The organism is Stenotrophomonas sp. INTA L402-1, assembly GCF_059295135.1.
The window spans coordinates 1-20,026 of record NZ_JCAFWP010000052.1 but is presented as its reverse complement, the minus strand read 5'-3'; the positions used below and the strand labels follow the sequence as shown (position 1 = coordinate 20,026).

General features: G+C 65.8%; 24 protein-coding genes. 19 read left to right on the top strand and 5 right to left on the bottom strand.

The features are described 5' to 3' along the window. Positions 1-74: 74 nt before the first annotated feature. A complete protein-coding gene (ygfZ, locus tag AC5O77_RS20050; protein ID WP_494507105.1) occupies positions 75-950 on the bottom strand; it encodes a CAF17-like 4Fe-4S cluster assembly/insertion protein YgfZ in 876 nt (291 codons plus the stop codon). Positions 951-989: 39 nt separating this feature from the next. On the opposite strand from ygfZ, the gene AC5O77_RS20045 reads away from it, so the two are divergent. The 10 genes from AC5O77_RS20045 (at position 990) to AC5O77_RS20000 (ending at position 8,038) form a co-directional block, all read left to right on the top strand. Beyond that, the gene (locus AC5O77_RS20045; protein WP_005409075.1) at positions 990-1,160 is read left to right on the top strand and encodes a DUF1674 domain-containing protein; all 171 of its coding nucleotides are present in this window, start codon (positions 990-992) and stop codon (positions 1,158-1,160) included. 56 nt (positions 1,161-1,216) lie between these two features. Next, positions 1,217-1,609: a succinate dehydrogenase, cytochrome b556 subunit gene (gene sdhC, locus AC5O77_RS20040; RefSeq protein WP_024958620.1), complete on the top strand. Its 393-nt coding sequence runs from the start codon at positions 1,217-1,219 to the stop codon at positions 1,607-1,609. Continuing rightward, positions 1,606-1,992 carry a succinate dehydrogenase, hydrophobic membrane anchor protein gene (gene sdhD, locus AC5O77_RS20035; protein WP_024958619.1) on the top strand — a complete coding sequence of 129 codons (387 nt, stop codon included), beginning with the start codon at positions 1,606-1,608 and terminating at the stop codon, positions 1,990-1,992. The genes sdhC and sdhD overlap by 4 nt, the downstream gene beginning before the upstream one ends. 31 nt (positions 1,993-2,023) lie before the next feature. Next, the gene (sdhA, locus tag AC5O77_RS20030) at positions 2,024-3,814 is read left to right on the top strand and encodes a succinate dehydrogenase flavoprotein subunit (protein WP_049445482.1); all 1,791 of its coding nucleotides are present in this window, start codon (positions 2,024-2,026) and stop codon (positions 3,812-3,814) included. Positions 3,815-3,880: 66 nt separating this feature from the next. Continuing rightward, on the top strand, positions 3,881-4,666 hold the full coding sequence (locus tag AC5O77_RS20025) for a succinate dehydrogenase iron-sulfur subunit (RefSeq protein WP_005409079.1): 786 nt from the start codon (positions 3,881-3,883) through the stop codon (positions 4,664-4,666). Positions 4,667-4,764: 98 nt separating this feature from the next. Then, a complete protein-coding gene (locus tag AC5O77_RS20020) occupies positions 4,765-5,013 on the top strand; it encodes an FAD assembly factor SdhE (RefSeq protein ID WP_005409080.1) in 249 nt (82 codons plus the stop codon). Then, the gene (locus AC5O77_RS20015) at positions 4,964-5,413 is read left to right on the top strand and encodes a hypothetical protein (protein ID WP_071229280.1); all 450 of its coding nucleotides are present in this window, start codon (positions 4,964-4,966) and stop codon (positions 5,411-5,413) included. Before AC5O77_RS20020 ends, AC5O77_RS20015 begins: the two co-directional genes overlap by 50 nt. Positions 5,414-5,436: 23 nt before the next feature. Then, a complete protein-coding gene (locus tag AC5O77_RS20010; protein ID WP_049434175.1) occupies positions 5,437-6,678 on the top strand; it encodes a lipoprotein-releasing ABC transporter permease subunit in 1,242 nt (413 codons plus the stop codon). Continuing rightward, positions 6,671-7,384, top strand: a complete 714-nt coding sequence (lolD, locus tag AC5O77_RS20005; RefSeq protein ID WP_005409083.1) for a lipoprotein-releasing ABC transporter ATP-binding protein LolD — start codon at positions 6,671-6,673, stop codon at positions 7,382-7,384. Before AC5O77_RS20010 ends, lolD begins: the two co-directional genes overlap by 8 nt. A gap of 204 nt (positions 7,385-7,588) precedes the next feature. Next, on the top strand, positions 7,589-8,038 hold the full coding sequence (locus AC5O77_RS20000) for a DUF6491 family protein (protein WP_049460626.1): 450 nt from the start codon (positions 7,589-7,591) through the stop codon (positions 8,036-8,038). Positions 8,039-8,112: 74 nt separating this feature from the next. On the opposite strand, the gene AC5O77_RS19995 is transcribed toward AC5O77_RS20000, so the two are convergent. From AC5O77_RS19995 to ftsY, 3 genes are all read right to left on the bottom strand, one after another. Then, complete coding sequence (locus tag AC5O77_RS19995) at positions 8,113-8,382, bottom strand: oxidative damage protection protein (protein WP_004153160.1); 270 nt, start codon at positions 8,380-8,382, stop codon at positions 8,113-8,115. A gap of 5 nt (positions 8,383-8,387) precedes the next feature. Further along, a complete protein-coding gene (gene mutY / locus AC5O77_RS19990; protein ID WP_494507104.1) occupies positions 8,388-9,512 on the bottom strand; it encodes an A/G-specific adenine glycosylase in 1,125 nt (374 codons plus the stop codon). Positions 9,513-9,595: 83 nt separating this feature from the next. Then, complete coding sequence (ftsY, locus tag AC5O77_RS19985; protein WP_478057040.1) at positions 9,596-10,918, bottom strand: signal recognition particle-docking protein FtsY; 1,323 nt, start codon at positions 10,916-10,918, stop codon at positions 9,596-9,598. A gap of 129 nt (positions 10,919-11,047) precedes the next feature. Between ftsY and AC5O77_RS19980 the strand changes: the two genes are divergently transcribed. Continuing rightward, a complete protein-coding gene (locus AC5O77_RS19980) occupies positions 11,048-11,347 on the top strand; it encodes a hypothetical protein (protein ID WP_478057039.1) in 300 nt (99 codons plus the stop codon). 287 nt (positions 11,348-11,634) lie between these two features. Here the strand turns inward: AC5O77_RS19980 and htpG are convergent, their stop codons facing one another. Further along, positions 11,635-13,524 (bottom strand): molecular chaperone HtpG, encoded by a 1,890-nt coding sequence (gene htpG / locus AC5O77_RS19975; RefSeq protein WP_494507103.1) that lies wholly within the window; start codon positions 13,522-13,524, stop codon positions 11,635-11,637. 312 nt (positions 13,525-13,836) lie between these two features. Between htpG and AC5O77_RS19970 the strand changes: the two genes are divergently transcribed. The 8 genes from AC5O77_RS19970 (at position 13,837) to AC5O77_RS19935 (ending at position 19,878) form a co-directional block, all read left to right on the top strand. Further along, positions 13,837-14,406, top strand: a complete 570-nt coding sequence (locus AC5O77_RS19970) for a hypothetical protein (protein ID WP_494507102.1) — start codon at positions 13,837-13,839, stop codon at positions 14,404-14,406. Then, complete coding sequence (locus AC5O77_RS19965) at positions 14,384-14,929, top strand: hypothetical protein (protein WP_125895128.1); 546 nt, start codon at positions 14,384-14,386, stop codon at positions 14,927-14,929. The genes AC5O77_RS19970 and AC5O77_RS19965 overlap by 23 nt, the downstream gene beginning before the upstream one ends. Before the next feature lie 133 nt (positions 14,930-15,062). Beyond that, the gene (rsmD, locus tag AC5O77_RS19960) at positions 15,063-15,641 is read left to right on the top strand and encodes a 16S rRNA (guanine(966)-N(2))-methyltransferase RsmD (RefSeq protein WP_180836687.1); all 579 of its coding nucleotides are present in this window, start codon (positions 15,063-15,065) and stop codon (positions 15,639-15,641) included. A gap of 26 nt (positions 15,642-15,667) precedes the next feature. After that, positions 15,668-16,177 (top strand): pantetheine-phosphate adenylyltransferase, encoded by a 510-nt coding sequence (gene coaD / locus AC5O77_RS19955; protein WP_049463242.1) that lies wholly within the window; start codon positions 15,668-15,670, stop codon positions 16,175-16,177. 60 nt (positions 16,178-16,237) lie between these two features. Further along, positions 16,238-16,729, top strand: coding sequence for a hypothetical protein (locus AC5O77_RS19950; protein ID WP_004153167.1), 492 nt, complete (start codon positions 16,238-16,240; stop codon positions 16,727-16,729). A 132-nt stretch (positions 16,730-16,861) separates the two neighbouring features. Beyond that, on the top strand, positions 16,862-17,143 hold the full coding sequence (locus AC5O77_RS19945; RefSeq protein ID WP_004153175.1) for a YfhL family 4Fe-4S dicluster ferredoxin: 282 nt from the start codon (positions 16,862-16,864) through the stop codon (positions 17,141-17,143). Then, positions 17,140-18,870 (top strand): gamma-glutamyltransferase, encoded by a 1,731-nt coding sequence (gene ggt, locus AC5O77_RS19940; protein WP_494507101.1) that lies wholly within the window; start codon positions 17,140-17,142, stop codon positions 18,868-18,870. Before AC5O77_RS19945 ends, ggt begins: the two co-directional genes overlap by 4 nt. A 120-nt stretch (positions 18,871-18,990) precedes the next feature. After that, positions 18,991-19,878, top strand: coding sequence for an MBL fold metallo-hydrolase (locus tag AC5O77_RS19935; protein WP_049400411.1), 888 nt, complete (start codon positions 18,991-18,993; stop codon positions 19,876-19,878). The last annotated feature ends 148 nt before the right edge of the window (positions 19,879-20,026 follow it).

Here is a 20,026-nt window from a genome sequence, read left to right as displayed (position 1 = left end):
AGATGTGTATAAGAGACAGACCATGCATGGTTGCCGGCCAGCGGCCGGCACTACCATTCCTTCATCCACCGGGCTCAGCGCGCCAGGCCATCCAGCAACGGCATGCGCTGCGCGATCGCATCACCCACCTGCAGATCAGCGTCGCTGGCTTCCAGCGGCAGCACCGCCAGTGCCAGGTCGCCGGCCACGCAGGCAATCGTGCCCAGCGCTGCGCCATCCTGCTGCACGCCATCGCCGGCCTGCGCCGGTGCCGCGGTATGCAGCAGCTGCACCGCGCGCTTGGCTTTGCCGAGGAAGTGGGTGCGGGCGACGATTTCCTGGCCGGGATAGCAGCCCTTCTTCACGCTGTAACCGTTCAGGCGGTCCAACCCCAGCTGCTGCGGGGTCCACACTTCGCGCTGGCTTTCTTGCAGCCGGGGCAGGCCGTAGCGCAGGTCGGCCTGGCGCCAGGCCAGTGCGAAAGCGGCCTCATCGGCTTCACTGCCGGCGGCGAAGGTATCGGCGCTGCCAATGCGCAGGGTCCGCGGCAGGGCGTCGCTGCCCAGGTCCAGCTCCCAGCCGTCACCTGCGGTCTGCGCAATCGCAGCGCCGCTGGCGGCTTCGGGCGCAGTGAACGCGCCGGCCACGGCCAGATCGCTGCGCACCTGCACCTTCACCTTGCGGCGGAACACGAAGCGCTGCAGTTGCGACGCAATCGCATCGGCATCGCTGTCGGCCAGCACCAGCATCACGTGATCGTCGGCCAGCCGAAGCAGCTGGAACACCGCCAGGGTGCGGCCCTTGGCGCTCAGCCAGGCGCTCCACTGCCAGTGCTGCTGGGGCAGGGCGGTGACATCGCTGCTGAACTGGGCGTGGGCAAAGACAGCCGCATCCGGGCCTTGCAGGCTCAGCAGCTGGTGGCCGGGCAGGCGCGGATATCCGACGAAAGCAGGGGGCAGGTTGTCAGGCACGTGAACGAGGTCTAAAATTTGTGCGTTGCGAGACCGAACATGATAGGCCAAACAACCCCCACTCCCGACGACGAATCTGAAGCCCCGCTGGTCCCCGCGGCACCCGTGCCCGTGGAACAGGAAAAAGCAGAGGAATTCGGCGGCCGCGGCGGACTTGATCCGGTGCGGTACGGCGATTGGGAGAAAAACGGACGCTGCATCGATTTCTGATCAGCATTGAGCCAACGCGGCCGCGTGCCGCCCAGCCGAGACAACGAGCCCAGCGAATGGCGACCAGACAACGCCCACTTTCCCCGCACCTTCAGGTGTATCGCTGGCAGATTCAGATGGCCACCTCGATCCTGCATCGAGCCACTGGCGTCTTTCTGTCTGTTGGTGCCCTCATCATCGCCGCCGGCCTGCTGGCCCTGATGATGGGGCCCGAGTCCTGGAACTGCTTCACCGGCCACGCCGGGGCCTGGTATGGCCGCGTGTTCCTGTTCGCGTGGACATGGTCGTTCGCCTATCACCTGTGCAATGGCATCCGCCATGTGGTGCAGGACTTCGCCATCGGCTTCAGCATCCCCGCCTTCATCCGCAGCAGCTGGCTGTCGGTCATCGGCAGCCTGGTGATCACCCTGCTGGTGTGGGCCTATGTGATGTTCGGAGGTGCCGCGTGAGCAAGTTCCGTACCCCGTTGAAGAGCGTACGCGGCCTCGGTTCGGCCAAGACCGGCACCGAGCACTTCGTGCACCAGCGCCTGACCGCCGCCGCCCTGGTGGCCCTGGGCATCTGGTTCCTGGTCTTCGTGCTGAGCCTGCTGGGCTCGGACTACGCGACCGCCGCCGCCGCCGTGGCCAAGCCGTGGAACGCCGTGCCGCTGATCGGCCTGCTGATCGCCATGTTCTGGCACGCGCAGCTCGGCATGCAGGTCGTGCTGGAAGACTACATCCACGAATCGCTGCTGGCCCTGGTGCTGCAGACCGCGGTGAAGTTCGTCGCCGTGCTCGGCATGATCGTCAGTGTGTTTGCGGTGGGCCGCATCGCCCTCGGCGTTGCCTGAGCCCAGGCACCAACACAGGAATCCAGATTAGATGTCCGCTTACAAGATCACCGAACACAAGTACGACATGGTCGTGGTGGGCGCCGGCGGTGCCGGCCTGCGCGCCACGTTCGGCCTGGCCGCCAAGGGCCTGCAGACCGTGTGCCTGACCAAGGTCTTCCCGACCCGTTCGCACACCGTTGCCGCCCAGGGCGGTATCTCGGCCGCACTCGCCAACATGGGCGAGGACGACTGGCGCTACCACTTCTTCGACACCATCAAGGGCTCGGACTGGCTGGGCGACCAGGACGCCATCGAGTACATGTGCCGTGAGGCCATTCCGGCCATCATCGAGCTCGAACACTACGGCGTGCCGTTCTCGCGCACTGCCGAAGGCAAGATCTACCAGCGTCCGTTCGGTGGCATGACCACCAAGTACGGCGAAGGCCCGGCGGCGCAGCGTACCTGCGCGGCGGCCGACCGTACCGGCCACGCGATGCTGCACACCCTGTACCAGCAGTCGCTGAAGCACGACGCACGTTTCATGATCGAGTACTTCGCACTCGACCTGATCTTCGATGACGAAGGTGCCTGCCGCGGCGTGCTGGCGTTGGACATGTCCGACGGCACCCTGCACCTGTTCCGCGCCCAGGGCGTGGTGCTGGCCACCGGCGGCTACGGCCGTGCCTACTTCAGCGCCACCTCGGCGCACACCTGCACCGGCGACGGTGGCGGCCTGGCCATGCGTGCCGGCATCGCCATGCAGGACATGGAGTTCGTGCAGTTCCACCCGACCGGCATCTATGGCGCCGGCTGCCTGATCACCGAGGGTGTCCGCGGTGAAGGCGGCATCCTGCGCAACAGCAGCGGCGAGCGCTTCATGGAGCGCTATGCACCGCACTACAAGGATCTGGCCTCGCGCGACGTGGTCAGCCGTTCGATGACCATCGAGATCCGCGAAGGCCGCGGCGTCGGCGAGCACAAGGACCACATCCTGCTCGACCTGACCCACCTTGGCCCGGGCGTGATCGACGAGAAGCTGCCGGGCATCGCAGAAAGCGCCCGCATCTTCGCCGGCGTCGACGTGCACAAGCAGCCGATCCCGGTCATCCCGACCGTGCACTACAACATGGGCGGCATCCCGACCAATTACCACGGCGAAGTCGTGCGCAAGGTCGGCGACAACCCGGATGCGGTCGTGCCGGGCCTGTACGCCATCGGTGAAGCCGCCTGCGTGTCGGTGCACGGTGCCAACCGCCTGGGCTCGAACTCGCTGCTGGACCTGGTGGTGTTCGGTCGTGCAGTGGCCAACCGCTGCGCCGAGACCATCAAGCCGGGCGCTTCGCACAAGCCGCTGCCGGCCGATGCCTGCGACAAGGCGCTGGGCCTTCTGGACAAGCTGCGCCACGCCAACGGCGATACCCCGACCTCGGTCATCCGCGATCGCATGCAGCGCACCATGCAGGCCGACGCGGCGGTCTTCCGCACCAGTCAGACGCTGAAGGAAGGCTGCGAGAAGATGGACAAGATCTTCGACTCGTTCCAGGACGTGAAGGTCTCCGACCGTTCGCTGGTCTGGAACTCGGACCTGATCGAGACCTACGAGCTGAACAACCTGCTGCTCAACGCGGTGGCGACGATCAACTCGGCCGAACAGCGCAAGGAAAGCCGCGGCGCGCATGCGCACGAGGACTATCCGGACCGCGACGACGTCAACTGGCAGAAGCACACCCTGGTCAGCGTCGACGAGAAGGGCAAGTGCAGCTTCGACTACCGTCCGGTGCACATGTACACGTTGACCGATGACGTGTCCGTGGTGCCGCCGAAGCCGCGCGTGTACTGATCCGACCCCGCCTACCATGCAATCCGCGCCCACGGGCGCGGGCCGCCTGAGCCAACGAGAGCAGCCATGGCCGAGTTTTCACTCCCCAAGAATTCCAAGATCACGAAGGGCAAGCACTTCCCCGTCAAGAACGGCGGCAAGAACGTGCGCACCTTCAAGATCTACCGCTGGAGTCCGGACGACGACAGCAACCCGCGCACCGATACCTATGAAGTCGATCTGGACGCCTGTGGCCCGATGGTCCTGGACGCCCTGATCAAGATCAAGAACGAGATCGACCCGACCCTGACCTTCCGCCGCTCCTGCCGCGAAGGTATCTGTGGTTCGTGCGCGATGAACATCGACGGCACCAACACCCTGGCCTGCACCCGAGCCATCTCGGACTGCGGCAAGAAGGAAGTGCCGATCTACCCGCTGCCGCACATGAACGTGGTCAAGGATCTGGTTCCGGACCTGACCCACTTCTACGCGCAGTACGCCTCGATCAAGCCGTGGATCCGCACCCAGACCCCGGCACCGCCGGACCGTGAGCGCCTGCAGTCGCCGGAAGACCGCAAGAAGCTGGACGGCCTGTACGAGTGCATCCTGTGCGCCTGCTGCTCGACCAGCTGCCCGAGCTACTGGTGGAACGGCGAGCGTTACCTGGGCCCGGCGATCCTGCTGCAGGCCTACCGCTGGATCATCGACTCGCGCGATGAGGACACCGGTGCACGCCTGGACGATCTGGAAGATCCGTTCAAGCTGTACCGCTGCCACACCATCATGAACTGCGCCCGGACCTGCCCGAAGGGCCTGAACCCGGCGCTGGCGATCGCCGAGATCAAGAAGCTGATGATGGAACGCCGCGCCTGATCAGGCCTGGCTGTACCCGGTAGAGCCACGCCACGCGTGGCTGTGCCACCCCAGTAGAGCCACGCCATGCGTGGCTTTGCTGTATCTGGAGAAACATGATGGAAGAAGACGTTCTGCTGAAGAAGCTGCGCTGGCGTTGCCGCCGCGGCATGCGTGAGCTGGACCAGCTGTTCGGTCGCTACCTGGACCACGAATGGAGCACTGCGCCGACCGAAGAGCGCGAGGTTTTCCTGTTCCTGCTCGACTGCGAGGACGATAAGTTGTGGCGCTGGTTCATGGGCTACGAGGCCTGTCCACATGCGCACGCGATCCCCCTCATGCAGAAGATCCTCGCCCTCAAGCCTTGAGTGGCGCCCCTCGCGGCTGCAGGCTGCCGCCCAGTTGGCGGTGCTGCTGGCTGCGCCCTGGCTGCTGCGTGCATCGGATCTGCCTTCACGGCTGCTGATGCCCGCGGTGGTGCTGGCCTGGGTCATCGGGTTGGCCGAACTGGCCTGGCGACAGCGCAGGCCGCGCGTGCAGGTGCTTCTGCCAGCACCGCCCGAGCCGCTGCAGGTGGCCGGGCAGGACGCCGATACACCCCAGCTGGTCGTGCGTGGTCCATGGCTGTTGTTGCTCTGGCGTGAGGATCGGCGCCGCCGGCGCCTGCTGTTCTGGCCGGATGTGCTCGATTCCGGGCAGCGACGTGAACTGCGACTGGCCGTGGCCGCACGTGGCGTTTCCCGTAGGCCCCGGTCGATGGCACCATAAGCTGAATTGACCGGCGTGCCTGCATGTTCAAACCCATTCCCGTGGCCATTGGCCTGCGCTACCTGCGCGCCAAGCGCCGCAACGGCTTCATCTCCTTCATCTCGATGGCATCGATCCTGGGCATCGCGCTCGGCGTCACGGTGCTGATCACCACCTTGGCGGTGATGAGCGGTTTCCAGAAGGAAATCCGCAGCCGCCTGCTGCAGATGACCGCGCACACCACCATCAGCCGCGACGGCGAGCCGATGCCGGACTGGATGCGCGTAGTCGACGTGGCCAGCAAGGACCCGCGCGTGGCCGGTGCTGCGCCGTACATCGAGATCCAGTCGATGATCAGCGGCCCGCGCGTGCAGGGCGCGATCATCCAGGGCATCGATCCGGCGCTGGAGCCGAAGGTATCGGTGATCGACAAGAAGGTCACCAAGGGCAGCTATGACAGCCTCACGCCGGGCAGCTTCAACCTGCTGCTGGGCAAGGAGCTGGCGATCTGGCTAGGCGTGGACGTTGGCGATCAGGTGCTGGTGACGTTCGCCGAAGTGCAGGGCACGCCTGCCGGTGCGGTGCCACGGATGAAACGCTTTACCGTGAGCGGCATCTTCGAGGCCGGCTACAACGAGGTCGACCGCGGCGTCGGCTTCGCCAACATGAAGGACCTGGAGCGCGTGCTGCGTTCCGATGGCGCCACCGGCGTGCGGCTGAAGCTGCACGACATGGACCGCTCGCTGGAAGTGGGCGTGGACCTCGCGCAGAACCTCGGTGGTGCGTACCGCGTGAGTGACTGGACCCAGCAGAACGCCAACCTCTACCACTCGCTGCGCATGGAGAAGGTGGTGATGGGCATCCTGCTGTCGCTGATCATCGCCATGGGCGCGTTCAACCTGGTGTCCTCGCAGGTGATGCTGGTCACTGACAAGCAGGCTGACATCGCCATCCTGCGCACGCTCGGCCTGACCCCGGGCGGGGTGATGCAGGTGTTCATGGTGCAGGGTTCGCTGATCGGCATCTTCGGCACGCTGGCCGGCCTGATCGGTGGCATCACCCTCACACTCAACCTGGAGCGCATCCTCGGTGCCATCGAGAGCGTGTTCAACGTCAAGCTGATGCCGGAGGATGTGTACTACATCACCGGCCTGCCGACCGACATGCAGACCGGCGACGTGGTGGCGATCACCGTGGTCGCGCTGCTGATGAGCTTCCTGGCCACCCTGTATCCCGCCTGGCGGGCAGCACGCACCCAGCCGGCGGAGGCCCTGCGTTATGAATAAGGTCTTCAACCGCGGCGATGAAGTGATCCGCGCCGAAGCACTGGGCAAGACCTACGCCGAAGGGCGCATGCAGACCCCGGTGTTCGATGGCCTGGATCTGACCGTGACCGCCGGCGAAACGGTGGCGATCATCGGTGCCTCCGGCGCCGGCAAGAGCACGCTGCTGCACCTGCTGGGTGGCCTGGACATTCCGACCGCCGGCGAGGTCTATGTGACCGGCCAGCGCATGTCAGCGCTGTCCGATACCGCGCGCGGCCTGCTGCGCAACCAGGCGCTGGGCTTCGTCTACCAGTTCCACCACCTGCTGCCTGAGTTCACCGCGCTGGAAAACGTGATGATGCCGGTGCTGCTGGCCGGTACTGCAGTAGCCGAGGCGAGCAGCCGGGCCACCACGCTGCTGGAAGCGGTCGGCCTTGGCCATCGCCTGGACCACAAGCCCGGCGAACTGTCCGGTGGCGAACGCCAGCGTGCCGCCGTGGCGCGTGCGCTGGTCAATCATCCGGCCTGCGTGCTCGGGGACGAGCCGACCGGCAACCTGGATGACCGCACGGCTGCAACGGTGTTCGAGCTGATGCTGGAGCTCAACCGGGCGCGGCATACCAGCCTGGTGCTGGTGACCCACGACCGCAGCCTGGCACGGCGCCTGGACCGGGTGCTGGAGCTGCGCGAGGGGCGCCTGCACGCGCTGGCCCACGCCGACGTCTGAGGCGCTGGGCACGCTTTGGTGGAAGCCGACCTTGGTCGGCTGCTCTTGCAGGGCAAGCGCCAACCAAGGTTGGCGACTACCGGAATCCGGAGCCTTGGGCCTGCTTGGGTCGACCGCCGACCGGCTGCTGAATGGGGTACTGGCTTTCGCGCCGGCGTTGTCTGCGCAGGCGCATGATGGCGACAGTTCCCCGAGGAGATCGCGATGAAGACCCCGATCCTGATGGCCGGACTCTGCCTGGCGCTGGCCGCCTGCGCGACCACCGGCCGGCTCAGCTCTGCCGAGAAACTTGACCTGTACCGTGCCCATGCCGGCGCGCCGCAGAACGACATGCAGTTCTTCGGCAGCCTCAACGGCTGGACCGAACTGGGTGACAGCGCGCTGGCGGTGTGGACGCGTCCCAGCGAGGCCTATCTGCTGGAATTGAGGGGTCCCTGCCAGGACCTGCCGTATGCCACCGCCATCGGCCTGACCAGCCAGATGAACCGTGTTTCGGCGCGCTTCGACAAGGTGCTGGTGCGGGACCCTGCCGGTGGCCCGCGCATGCCGTGCTTCATCGACAGCATCCGCAAGCTGGACGTGAAGGCGCTGCGCGCCTCCGAGCAGGAGCTGCGCCAGGCGCAGGTGCAGGAGCGCGAGGAAAGCACGAAATAGCGTGGTAGTGCCGGCCGCTGGCCGGCATCGCGCAGATGCCAGGTTGCCGGCCAGCGGCCGGCATTACCTGTGTGTCAGGCTTCCGGGGTGAAGCCGGCCGGCTTTTCCGCGTCCTTCTCGAACAGGAACTTGACCAGTTCGCCTTCAAGGAACGCGCGATGCTCCGGCGTGCGCGGCGACAGGCGGTTCTCGTTGATCAGCATGGTCTGGTGCGCCAGCCACGCAGCCCAGGCCTGCTTGCCGATGTTGTTGAAGATGCGCTGACCCAGTTCGCCGGGGTAGGGCACGAAGTCCAGGCCCTCGGCATCGCGTTGTTCGTACTGGCAGAAGACGGTTCGGGACATGGCATTCACTCGTGGTTGCGGGGTTTCTTGGAATTTCGTTTCGGCGTCTTGATCGTTGCGCCGTCGAGCAGTTTGCGGATCGGTGCCGGCAGGCCCAGCGCGTGCAGTTCGTCGCTGGCGACCCAGCGCAGCGTGGGTTCTTCCACGCGCAGTCCGTATACCTGCCGCGACAATACCTGCAGATGCAGCTTGTAGTGGCTGAAGGTGTGCTGCAGCACTGGCAGCTCTTCGGCCTCTTCCAGCGAGCCGTCGATGTGCAGGTCGAACCAGTCCTGCAGCACGCTGCCGGCCTCGGCCTGTGGCAGCGTCCACAGCTGCGCCCAGATGCCGGTATCCGGCCGCTTCTGCAGCAGCACGCGCTGCTGAGCGTCGCGCAGCAGCAGCGCAACGGCCTCGCGCTCGGGCAGGGTCTTGCTGGGCTTGGGCTTGGGTAGTTCAGCGGTGCGGCATTCGCGCCGTGCCACGCAGTCATCCTGCAGCGGGCAGATCACGCAGGCCGGCTTGGCGCGGCTGCAGACCGTTGCACCCAGGTCCATCTGCGCCTGTGTGTAGTCGGCCATGCGCCCATCCGGCACCTGCGCCACATGCGCCTCGGCAATGGCCCACAACTGCTTCTCGATGGCCGGCAGGCCGGGGAAGCCCTCGATGCCGTGGTAACGGCTGAGCACGCGTTTGACGTTGCCGTCGAGGATCGCGAACGGGTCGTTCCAGGCCTGGCTGAGGATCGCGCCGGCGGTGCTGCGGCCGATGCCGGGCAGGGCATGCAATGCATCGAAGTCGCGCGGCAGGTCGCCGTCGTGCAGTTCCACGCACCGTTTGGCTGCGGCATGCAGGTTGCGTGCGCGGGCGTAGTAGCCGAGCCCGGCCCACTGCGCCATCACCGCGTCGTTGCTGGCGGCGGCAAGGTCGGGCAGGGTCGGGAAGTGCTGCAGGAACCGCTGGAAATACGGGATGACCGTACTCACCTGGGTCTGCTGCAGCATGATTTCCGACAGCCAGACCCGGTAGGGACTGCGCGGGTGCTGCCAGGGCAGGTCGTGGCGGCCGTGGTCGTCGAACCAATGCAGCAGGTGGGCGACGAAGCCGTCTTCCTGGGCAGTGTTGGCGCTGGCGTGCGGCTGGCGGGGCATCGGTGTTCCGGAGGTGGGCAGCCACCCATGGGGTGGCTCTACCGGTTTCAGTAGAGCCACGCGACGCGTGGCTGCACGGTGTATCAGGCGCCCAGCGCCTCAGGCAGCAGGGCGTCGACGAAGGCTTCCGGATCGAACACGCGCAGGTCTTCCGGGCGCTCGCCGATGCCGGCGAAACGGATCGGAATGCCGAACTCGCGGGCCAGCGCGAACACCACGCCGCCCTTGGCGGTGCCGTCCAGCTTGGTCACCACCAGGCCGGTAACGTTCACGGCGGCGTTGAACTGGCGCAGCTGCGACAGCGCGTTCTGGCCAGTGGTGCCGTCGATCACCATCAGCACTTCGTGCGGTGCAGTGGGGTCGATCTTGCCGAGCACGCGGCGGATCTTGCCCAGCTCGTTCATCAGGCCGGACTGGGTATGCAGGCGGCCGGCGGTATCGGCGATCAGTACCGAGGTGCCGCGAGCCTTGCCGGCCTGCAGCGCGTCGAATGCCACTGAAGCGGCATCAGCGTTCTGACCCTGCGCGACCACGGCCACGCCGTTGCGCTCGCCCCAGGCCTGCAGCTGGGCCACGGCAGCGGCGCGGAAGGTGTCACCGGCGGCCAGCATCAGGCTGTGGCCTTCGTCCTTGAAGCGCTTGGCCAGCTTGCCGATGGTGGTGGTCTTGCCGACGCCGTTGACGCCGACGGTCAGCACCACGAAGGGCTTGGCGGTGCGGTCGATCACCAGCGGCTTGGCCACCGGCTGCAGGATCGCGATCAGTTCGGCACGCAGCGCGGCAAGCAAAGCGTTGGCATCGACGAATTCACGCGCCTTCATGCGCTTGCGCAGGCCCTCCACCAGGTCGGTGGTGGCACCCACGCCGACGTCGGCGGTGATCAGTGCGGTTTCCAGCTCGTCCAGCAGGTCGTCGTCGAGCTTGGGATTGCGCGAGAACAGGCCGCCGAAGCTGCGCGCGATGACGCTGTTGCGCAGGCGCTCCCGCCAGCCGGGCTTGCCAGCCGGCGCCGGAACGGCGTCGATCGAGGCGGCGGCAGGCAGGTCGTCGGTGACCGGTGCAGGTGCCGGGGTGGGCTCAGGCAGTGGTGCGGGTGCCGGTTCGATGGCCGGGGTCGCGATGGGGGCGACGTCGATCTGAGCCGTCGGCGCAGGAGCTGCCGGAACCGGTGCGGCTGGGGCCGGAACAACCGGGGTGGGCTCGACAGCGACCGGAACGGCGGTTGCTGGGGGCGGCTCGACCGGTACAGGCTCGGCCGGTACTGCTACCGGCGCCGGCTCCTTGTCCTCGACCGGCGCGGCCGACGGGAATGCCGCCGCCAGCTCTTCAGCCGAGTAGTGCTGGGTCTTGGGTGCCTCCGTTACGGGGGCATCCTGGGGCTTCTTGCGGCGGAAAAAACTGAGCATTGGCAAAAGGCGCTGAAATCAGAGGGATATGCTACCACTCGGGCCTGTCGGGCCGATGTGGACTCAAGGTCGCGGCCCACCGGCCGCTAACCGGTCCGGAGGGCTGCGCAGGGCGGCCCGGAGACCGCCATGGACAACGTGATGGGAATCGCCCTCAGCGGGATGCGTGCGGCCCAGCAGGGCGTGCAGGTGGCCGCGCACAACGTGGCCAACCTGGCGACCCCGGATGCCCAGCACCTGCAGTTGCAGCGCATTCCCACCGAGCAGGGTGGGGTGCAGGCTTCGGTGGCGTCCATCGGCGCCGATGCCGGCGCGCCGCTGGGTGATCTGCTGGCCGCGAAAGCCGAGGTCGTGGCCTTCGCCGCCAATGCTGCAGTGATCCGCCGCCAGGACCAAATGCTGGGCTCACTGCTGGATCGGGACGCCTGAGCAACACCGTTTTGGCAGGTGCCAACCGCCGCCCCCTGGTGGGTGCCAACCTTGGTCGGCACGCTTCGACCCAGCCTGGTAGGTGCCAACCTTGGTTGGCACGCTCGACCCGCCCTGGTAGGTGCCAACCTTGGTTGGCACGCTTTTGGGGCGCCAACCAAGGTTGGCCTCTACCAGGGCAACAGTGCCAACCAAGGTTGGCACCTACCAAAGCAGGAATGCCAACCAAGGTTGGCATCCACCAGCACCCGGTAGCGCCGGGCCATGCCCGGCGACCACCGCCTCGATCAGACCGACAGCTCCAGCAGCAGCTTGTTCAGGCGCGCCACATAGGCACCCGGGTCCTTCAGGCTGTCGCCGGCGGCCAACGCAGCCTGGTCGAACAGCACCCGGCCGAGGTCGTCGAAACGCGCGCCATCGGCTTCGGCGTCGAGCTTGGCGATCAGCGGGTGGCCCGGGTTGATCTCCAGCACCGGCTTGCTGTCCGGTACCTTCTGGCCGCTGGCCTCCAGGATCTGGCGCATCTGCAGGCCCAGGTCCTGTTCGCCGATGGCCAGTACCGCCGGCGAATCGGTCAGGCGGTGCGAGACGCGCACTTCGGCCACGTCATCACCCAGCACCGTCTTCAGGCGCTCGACCAGGCCCTGCTTGTCCTTGGCCGCCGCTTCCTGTTCCTGCTTGTCCGCTTCGGTTTCCAGCGCGCCCAGGTCGAGGTCACCACGGGCGATGTCGACGAAGCCCTTGCCGTCGAAATCGGTCAGGTAGCCCATCAGCCACTCGTCGATGCGGTCGGTCAGCAGCAGCACTTCCACGCCCTTCTTGCGGAACACTTCCAGGTGCGGGCTGTTGCGCACCTGGCTGTAGCTCTCGCCGGTCAGGTAGTAGATCTTGTCCTGGCCTTCGGTCATGCGGCCGAGGTAGTCGGCCAGCGACACGGTCTGCGCATCGCCGTCGCCACGGGTGGAGGCGAAGCGCAGCAGGCCGGCCACCTTCTCGCGGTTGTTGTAGTCCTCGGCCGGGCCTTCCTTCAGCACCTGGCCGAATTCCTTCCAGAACGTGGCGTACTGCTCCGGCTTGTCGGCGGCCAGCTTTTCCAGCATGTCCAGCGAGCGCTTGGTCAGCGCCGCCTTCATCGAATCGATGACCGGGCCGGACTGCAGGATCTCGCGCGAGACGTTCAGCGACAGGTCGTTGGAGTCGACCACACCCTTGATGAAGCGCAGGTACAGCGGCAGGAACTGCTCGGCCTGGTCCATCACGAACACGCGCTGCACGTACAGCTTCAGGCCCTTGGGTGCATCGCGGTGATACAGGTCGAACGGTGCGCGGCCGGGCACATACAGCAGCGAGGTGTACTCCAGCTTGCCCTCGACCTTGTTGTGGCTCCATGCCAGCGGATCGCTGTGGTCGTGTGCCACGTGCTTGTAGAACTCGGTGTACTCGGCGTCGCTGATCTCAGTGCGCGGGCGGGTCCACAGCGCGCTGGCGCGGTTGACGGTCTCCCACTCGCCGGCAGCGCCGTCTTCGCCCTCCTTGGGCATCTGGATCGGCAGGCCGATGTGGTCCGAATACTTCTTGAGAATGCTGCGCAGGCGCCAGCCATCGGCGAAGTCGTGCTCGCCTTCCTTCAGGTGCAGCACGATGCGGGTGCCGCGCTCGGCCTTGTCGACCGTGGCGACTTCGAAATCGCCTTCGCCGCGCGAGGTCCAGCGCACGCCTTCCCCTGCAGCCAGGCCAGCGCGGCGCGAGGTCACTTCCACTTCGTCGGCGACGATGAAGGCACTGTAGAAGCCGACGCCGAACTGGCCGATCAGCTGCGAATCCTTCTTCTGGTCGCCGGACATCTGGCGCAGGAAATCGCCGGTGCCGGACTTTGCAATCGTGCCGAGGTGGGCGATGGCTTCGGCGCGGCTCATGCCGATGCCGTTGTCTTCGATGGTGATGGTGTGGGCGGTGGGGTCGACGCTGACGCGCACGTGCAGTTCGCTGTCGCCTTCCAGCAGTGCCGGCTGGGTCAGGGCTTCGAAGCGCAGCTTGTCAGCGGCATCGGCGGCGTTGGAGACCAGCTCGCGGAGGAAGATCTCCTTGTTGGAGTACAGCGAGTGGATCATCAGCTGCAGCAGCTGCTTGACTTCGGTCTGGAAGCCAAGGGTTTCGGTCTGGGTGGTCTCGGTCATCGATAAGGCTCCGTGTGCAATGCCGCGCCAGCGCGTGCGGCCTCGCCAAGGGGTATGGCTGATTGTCCCGAAATCAAGGGGGCGAGCGGGGGGGGGGGGCGTGAATCGCGTTGGATTGCCTTGACCGTTCGCTGCCATCACTCGCGTGGGTCGCATTTGGCCCTGCTCAAGGCGGTCGGTCAGCCCCAGGGTCGCGTCAGCCAGGCACACGATGGGCTGATCCAAGGGGGGCGCCCAGATTGTCGTATTCAATCTCTTGTCTTGCCCAGGAAAGCCGGTCAGGGTCGTGAGACAATTCAGCGGGGCGGTTCGATGGCGATAATCACCATGGCAAGGCATCTGGATTTCGATCAGTTCCTCAGGGAGCAGAATGCAGGGAAGGCCGAACGCGGCAACTTGGTTGACCGCAAGGCTCAATGGCTGGAGAAAATCCAGATTCTCTATGCGACTGTCCAGGAAATTCTTTTTCCGTACATAGAGCGCGGCGCCATGGGGGTCCGTGTGTCCAGCATGGAGCTCCGTGAAGAGTTGCTGGGCAGTTACGAAGTGCCGAGTCTGAACATCGACCTGGGAAACAGCAGCGTACGCTTCGTTCCGGTAGGGACGATCCTGCTGGGGTCGCCTGGGCGTGTGGACCTCGTGGGGCCGCACGGCAAAGTCCGCTTCGTGCTGACCTTGCCGGATGCAGATCGACCGATACTTGTCGGGTCGACCGCTTCCGAAGGGGCTCGCCTCGACAAGCAGCCGAAACCGATGGATCTGGCTGCGTACGTCTGGAAAGTGTCCACGTCTCCGCCCCTGATCCGCTACAGCGCTCTGGATCCGGAAGCACTGCAGTCGGCCATCATGGATGTTGCCCGTGGCCAATCCGCTCGTCGTTAATCCCGATCTTCCCAATTACATGCACGTGATGGGACATCACGCCACCACACGCGCAGCGATCGACCTGCTCTTTTCCGAAGACAATCCTGACAACTCGGACCTATCCCGGCAGGAGCTCGAAAAGCGCCGCAAGGCATGCGTCCAAGTCCAGCAAAATCGGGACATGATGGCGTTGCTGGCCTTTCTGGAAGCATGTTTCCGATTGGACTACGCAAACAGAAAGCGTCTGAAGCTCAAGGATGGACTGTCCAGGGTCCTCATCAGGTTGTTCAATCGCAAGCGCAACAAGGCCGCGCTCATGGACGACATCGTCAAGGCCTGGCTGCAGCAGGGTGTGCTGACCCATCACCAGTACGACCGTATCAACAGCGCATTCCAGCTGCGGCACTGGATTGCCCATGGACAGTATTGGTCCCCAGCGAAGATCAAGCCTCATGATCTTTGGGAAGTGGCCGAGTTCGTAGAGAGTCTGGTCAATGCGCGGATGTTTCAGAGCGATGGAGTCGACCTGGCTGGGGCGTGATCCCGACATTGGAGTCCCATGCCCCCCAGGTGACCTGCGGTGACCGTTGATTCGACGCATCCCCGGGCGCTGCCCGGACGACTACAATCCCGCTCATGCTGAAATTCTCGAATACCTCCCGCCGGGGGCGCCGATGAGCGGCCGTGGCGGCAATGACGGCCAGGTCCGCATCATCGGCGGGCGCTGGCGCAATACCCGCCTGCCGGTGCCGACCCTGCCGGGGCTGCGGCCCAGCAGCGACCGCGTGCGCGAGACCCTGTTCAACTGGCTGATGCCCAGGCTCGGTGGGGCCCGCGTGCTGGACCTGTTCGCCGGCAGTGGCGCACTGGGCCTGGAGGCGGTCTCGCGCGGTGCCGCACACGCCACCCTGGTCGAACGCGACGCGCAGCTGGGACGCAATCTGACCGCTGCCGTGACCAAGCTGCAGGCCAGCGACCAGATCAGCGTCGTGCAGGCCGATGCCCTGCGCTGGCTGCAGGGCGCGCCGGCGCAGCAGGCCGATCTGGTCTTCGTCGACCCGCCGTTCGCCGACGGCCTGTGGCAGGACGTGCTGGCCCAGCTCCCGCGGCATCTGGCCGCCGATGCCTGGCTGTACCTGGAATCGCCGGCCGGCCACGTGCCGGTGCTGCCGCCGGACTGGCTGCTGCACCGCGAGGGCGGCACCCGCGAGGTGCGCTTTGCCCTGTACCGCCGCGCCACTGCTACACTTTGACCTCATCTGAACATCTGCAACCGCCCATGACCGTGGCCAATCGCCGCATCGCCGTTTACCCCGGCACGTTCGACCCCATCACCAATGGTCATATCGACCTGGTGAGCCGGGCCGCGCCGCTGTTCGAAAAGGTCGTGGTCGGCGTGGCGCAGAGCCCGTCCAAGGGCCCGGCGCTGCCGCTGGAGCAGCGCGTGCAGCTGGCGCGTGGCGCGCTGGCCCACCACAGCAACGTCGAGGTCATCGGCTTCGATACCCTGCTGGCGCATTTCGTACGTTCGGTCCAGGGCGGGGTGCTGCTGCGCGGCCTGCGCGCGGTGTCCGACTTTGAGTACGAGTTCCAGATGGCCAGCATGAACCGGCACCTGATCCCCGAGGTCGAGACCCTGTTCCTGACCCCGGCCGAGCAGCACAGCTTCATTTCGTCCTCGCTGGTCCGCGAGATCGCGCGCCTGGGCGGCGACGTGTCCGGCTTCGTGCCGGCCGCGGTGCTCGAAGCCCTGCGCAAGGTCCGCGAAGCAAAGGCGGCACAGTCGTAAGCCCCGCTGTACCCGCACCCCATTACGTACAACACCACGCACCATTCCGGGAGGAAACCCATGAACACCACCATGCGCGCGATGCTGATCGCTTCGTTGGCCCTGGCCTTCACCGCCTGCAAGAAGGAAGAGGCCGCTCCGGTCGACGAGGCCAAGCAGGCCCTGGTCGCTCCGTCCAAGGACGATGATGCAGGCTGGAAGAAGTACCTGCAGGAAGTGGCGATCCAGAACATGGGCAACATCACCAACAGCCCGTTCCTGTACTACCTCTCGCCGGAATCGGACCCGGACTTCCAGGCCAAGTACGAGCGCCAGACCGAGAGCGCGACCCAGGCCGTGGCCCGTGGCGTGCAGCCGGGCAACATGCTGGCCTTCGGTTCGTCGGCCTCGGGCAAGATGGCTGACATGATCCAGGCCGTGTTCAAGGACGTGTCGCCGGATTCGATGAAGGGCGTGCGCGTCGTCTTCATCGGCCAGTCGGCCGACAACGCCCGCGTACAGGCTGCGATCCAGCCGACCGGTGCCGAATACATTTTCGTCGAAGCCAAGTAATACCGAGCCATGGCGGCCATGCTCCGGCATGGCCCGGGCGGCGTCCTGCAAGGGCGCCGCTGATGACCTGACCGGCCCGCGCGCCCGCGCTGGCCGGTCCTTTGTCCCAGGGCGCGGGCGAGGAGTATCGCCGTGTCGCTGAAAATCAACGAGCTCTGCGTCAACTGCGACGTATGCGAGCCGGCCTGCCCGAACCAGGCCATTGCGATGGGTGAAACCATCTACGTGATCGACCCTGCGCGCTGCACCGAATGCGTGGGTCATTTCGACGAGCCACAGTGCGTGGTCGTCTGCCCGGTCGAGTGCATCGACCCGGACCCGGAGATCGTGGAAACGGAAGACCAGCTGCTGGCCAAGCTGCGCCAGCTGCAGCACGATCACCCCGAACTCTACGCGGAGCCCCCATCCGAATGAAGACGCTGATCGTCCGCCCCCTGTTGCTGCTCGGCCTGCTGCTGAGCCCGATTGCCTGGGCCGACAGCCCGGCCCGTGCCGAGCGCCCCGATGGAGCGGCCATTGCCAGCGGCCATGCGCTGGCCACCCAGGCGGGCATCGACATCCTGGCGCAGGGCGGCAACGCCTTCGATGCCGCGGTGGCGGTATCGTCCACGCTGGCGGTGGTCGAGCCGATCAGTTCCGGCCTGGGCGGTGGTGGCTTCTTTCTGCTGCACGATGCGGCCACCGGCAAGGACGTGATGCTGGACGCGCGCGAGACCGCGCCGGCTGCAGCAACCCCGCAGGCGTTCCTCGACAAGCAGGGCAACCTCGACCGTGACCGCTCGGTAAATGGCGCCTGGTCGGCCGGTATCCCGGGCCTGCCTGCAGCGCTGGTCGAGCTGTCGGCCAAGCACGGCAAGCTGCCATTGGCGGCCTCGCTGCAGCCGGCCATCCGCATCGCGCGCGAAGGCTTCCCGGTGTATGACCGCATGGCCAAGGGCTATGCCTCGCGCCGTGAGGTGATGGAGCGCTATCCCGGAACGCGCGAGGTCTACCTGCGCAACGGCAAGCCGATCGCCAGCGGTGACCTGTTCAAGCAGCCGGAGCTGGCACAGACGCTGGAGCGCCTGGCCGCAGGTGGCTTCGATGGCTTCTACAAGGGCCAGACCGGAACGCTGTTGCTGGCCGGCGTGAAGCAGGCCGGCGGCAAGTGGACCGCTGAAGAGCTGGCCGGTTACCGCGTGAAGCAGCGCGAGCCGATCGTGTTCAACTACAACGGCTGGAAGATCACCACTGCGCCGCCGCCGTCGTCCGGTGGCATCGCGCTGGCCAGCATGCTGCAGATCCTGGAAGGCTGGGATATCAGGAAAATGGACCCGGCGCACCGCACCCATCTGGTGGTGGAGTCGATGCGTCGCGCCTACCGTGACCGCACCTTCTTCCTCGGCGATCCGGACTTCGTGCAGATCCCGCAGAAGGTGCTGACCAGCAAGGACTACGCACAGGGCCTGCGGGCGACCATCCATCCGGAGAAGGCCACGCCCAGCGACCTGCTGTCGGGCAACCCGACGCCGCTGGAAGACGACGAGACCACGCACTTCTCGATCATCGACCGCGACGGCAACCGCGTCGGCGCCACCCAGACCGTCAACCTGCTGTACGGCTCGGGGCTGATTCCCAAGGGCACCGGCGTGCTGCTGAACAACGAGATGGACGACTTCGCGCTGAAGCCGGGCACGCCCAATGCGTTCGGCGTGATGGGCTATGAAGCCAATGCGCCGAAGCCGGGCAAGCGCATGCTCAGCTCGATGACGCCGACCTTCATGGAGAACGCCGACAAGGTGGTGGTGCTGGGCACCCCGGGTGGCAGCCGCATCATCACCATGGTGCTGCTGGGCATCCTCGGCTACGACGAAGGCCTGGATGCGCAGCAGGTTGCCGCACTGCCGCGCTACCACCACCAGTGGCTGCCGGACCTGATCGAAGCCGAGGACGATGCGTTCGACGCGGCGACGGTGAAGCAGCTGCAGGCGATGGGCCACAAGATCGACCTGCCGGGCAATGTCGCCGCGGGTGGCCGCGGTTCCAGCCACGTGTGGGGCAACCTGCAGACCGTGGAATGGGACCGCAGGTCCAACAAGCTGTTCGGCGGCAGCGACCCGCGCAATCCGGTCGGCAGTGCCCAGGTGGTGCCGGCACACTGATCCGGTGGTGCCGGCTGCTGGCCGGCAATCCGGCTGATTATCGAAACCCCGCCTTTGCCGGCGGGGTTTTCTGTTTCCCTTCTAGCGATTATTTAACGAGCCGGCGCCGATAATCGACACATGAAACTCTGGTCTATTCGTGGAAACTCGCAGCGCCTCGATGGCGGCGCGATGTTCGGCAACGCGCCGCGCGCGTTGTGGGAAAAATGGGCGGCACCGGACGAGCTCAATCGCATCGAGCTGGCCTGCCGTGCGCTGCTTGCCAGCCCGCTGGAAGGCAAGACGGTGCTGTTTGAAACCGGTATCGGGGCGTTCTTCGATCCGCGCATGCGCGAACGCTACGGTGTGCAGGAAAGCCAGCACGTGCTGATCGATTCGCTGCGCGAAGCCGGCTTCGAGCACGAGGATATCGACGTGGTGGTGCTCAGCCACCTGCATTTCGATCATGCCGGTGGCCTGCTGGCGGCATGGAGCGAAGGACGTGAGCCTGAGCTGCTGTTCCCCAACGCAACCTATGTGGTCGGCGCGCAGCATTGGCAGCGCGCCGTGCAGCCACACCCGCGCGATCGCGCCAGCTTCATTCCGGAACTGCCGGGCCTGCTGCAGGCCAGTGGCCGGTTGGAAGTGGTGGACGGGGAGTACTCGAAGGCGCTCGGCCGCAGCGTGCGCTTCAGTTACAGCGACGGGCATACACCGGGGCTGATGCTGGCCGAGATCGTCGGTCACGCGCATCCAGGCGAAAGTGCGCATGGTGGCGTGGTGTTCTGTGCCGACCTGATCCCGGGTCGCTCATGGGTACACGTGCCGATCACCATGGGCTATGACCGCAATGCCGAGCTGCTGATCGACGAGAAGCGGCAGTTCCTGGAAGACAAGCTGGCGCGCAACGTGCGGCTGTTCTTCACCCACGATCCGCAGGTGGCATTGGCGCAGCTTGGCAGGGATGACAAGGGGCGTTTCGTGACCCTGCACGAGCAGGGTGAGCTGAAGGCACGCGCCCTCGGTTGATGAAAAGGCCGGGCAATGCCCTAATGCTGTTCACTTAAGCAGCTGAGCCAATCAGAATCCGATGCCAGTCTTCTGGCATCGGATTTTTTGTGCCCATCCAACAGCAACTGCTCGACCTTGGTGACCTGTTCAATTTCTCCGACCTGAG

Coding starts and splice junctions, on each gene's coding strand:
- ftsY (WP_478057040.1), bottom strand. CDS start 10,918: ATGCTCAGTTTTTTCCGCCGCAAGAAGCCCCAGGATGCCCCCGTAACG.
- sdhA (WP_049445482.1), top strand. CDS start 2,024: ATGTCCGCTTACAAGATCACCGAACACAAGTACGACATGGTCGTGGTG.
- lolD (WP_005409083.1), top strand. CDS start 6,671: ATGAATAAGGTCTTCAACCGCGGCGATGAAGTGATCCGCGCCGAAGCA.
- AC5O77_RS20010 (WP_049434175.1), top strand. CDS start 5,437: ATGTTCAAACCCATTCCCGTGGCCATTGGCCTGCGCTACCTGCGCGCC.
- AC5O77_RS19980 (WP_478057039.1), top strand. CDS start 11,048: ATGGACAACGTGATGGGAATCGCCCTCAGCGGGATGCGTGCGGCCCAG.
- rsmD (WP_180836687.1), top strand. CDS start 15,063: ATGAGCGGCCGTGGCGGCAATGACGGCCAGGTCCGCATCATCGGCGGG.
- AC5O77_RS20045 (WP_005409075.1), top strand. CDS start 990: ATGATAGGCCAAACAACCCCCACTCCCGACGACGAATCTGAAGCCCCG.
- sdhC (WP_024958620.1), top strand. CDS start 1,217: ATGGCGACCAGACAACGCCCACTTTCCCCGCACCTTCAGGTGTATCGC.
- AC5O77_RS19970 (WP_494507102.1), top strand. CDS start 13,837: ATGGCGATAATCACCATGGCAAGGCATCTGGATTTCGATCAGTTCCTC.
- AC5O77_RS19950 (WP_004153167.1), top strand. CDS start 16,238: ATGAACACCACCATGCGCGCGATGCTGATCGCTTCGTTGGCCCTGGCC.
- AC5O77_RS20025 (WP_005409079.1), top strand. CDS start 3,881: ATGGCCGAGTTTTCACTCCCCAAGAATTCCAAGATCACGAAGGGCAAG.
- mutY (WP_494507104.1), bottom strand. CDS start 9,512: ATGCCCCGCCAGCCGCACGCCAGCGCCAACACTGCCCAGGAAGACGGC.
- AC5O77_RS20020 (WP_005409080.1), top strand. CDS start 4,765: ATGGAAGAAGACGTTCTGCTGAAGAAGCTGCGCTGGCGTTGCCGCCGC.
- AC5O77_RS19995 (WP_004153160.1), bottom strand. CDS start 8,382: ATGTCCCGAACCGTCTTCTGCCAGTACGAACAACGCGATGCCGAGGGC.
- AC5O77_RS19935 (WP_049400411.1), top strand. CDS start 18,991: ATGAAACTCTGGTCTATTCGTGGAAACTCGCAGCGCCTCGATGGCGGC.
- AC5O77_RS20015 (WP_071229280.1), top strand. CDS start 4,964: ATGCGCACGCGATCCCCCTCATGCAGAAGATCCTCGCCCTCAAGCCTT.
- ggt (WP_494507101.1), top strand. CDS start 17,140: ATGAAGACGCTGATCGTCCGCCCCCTGTTGCTGCTCGGCCTGCTGCTG.
- AC5O77_RS20000 (WP_049460626.1), top strand. CDS start 7,589: ATGAAGACCCCGATCCTGATGGCCGGACTCTGCCTGGCGCTGGCCGCC.
- htpG (WP_494507103.1), bottom strand. CDS start 13,524: ATGACCGAGACCACCCAGACCGAAACCCTTGGCTTCCAGACCGAAGTC.
- coaD (WP_049463242.1), top strand. CDS start 15,668: ATGACCGTGGCCAATCGCCGCATCGCCGTTTACCCCGGCACGTTCGAC.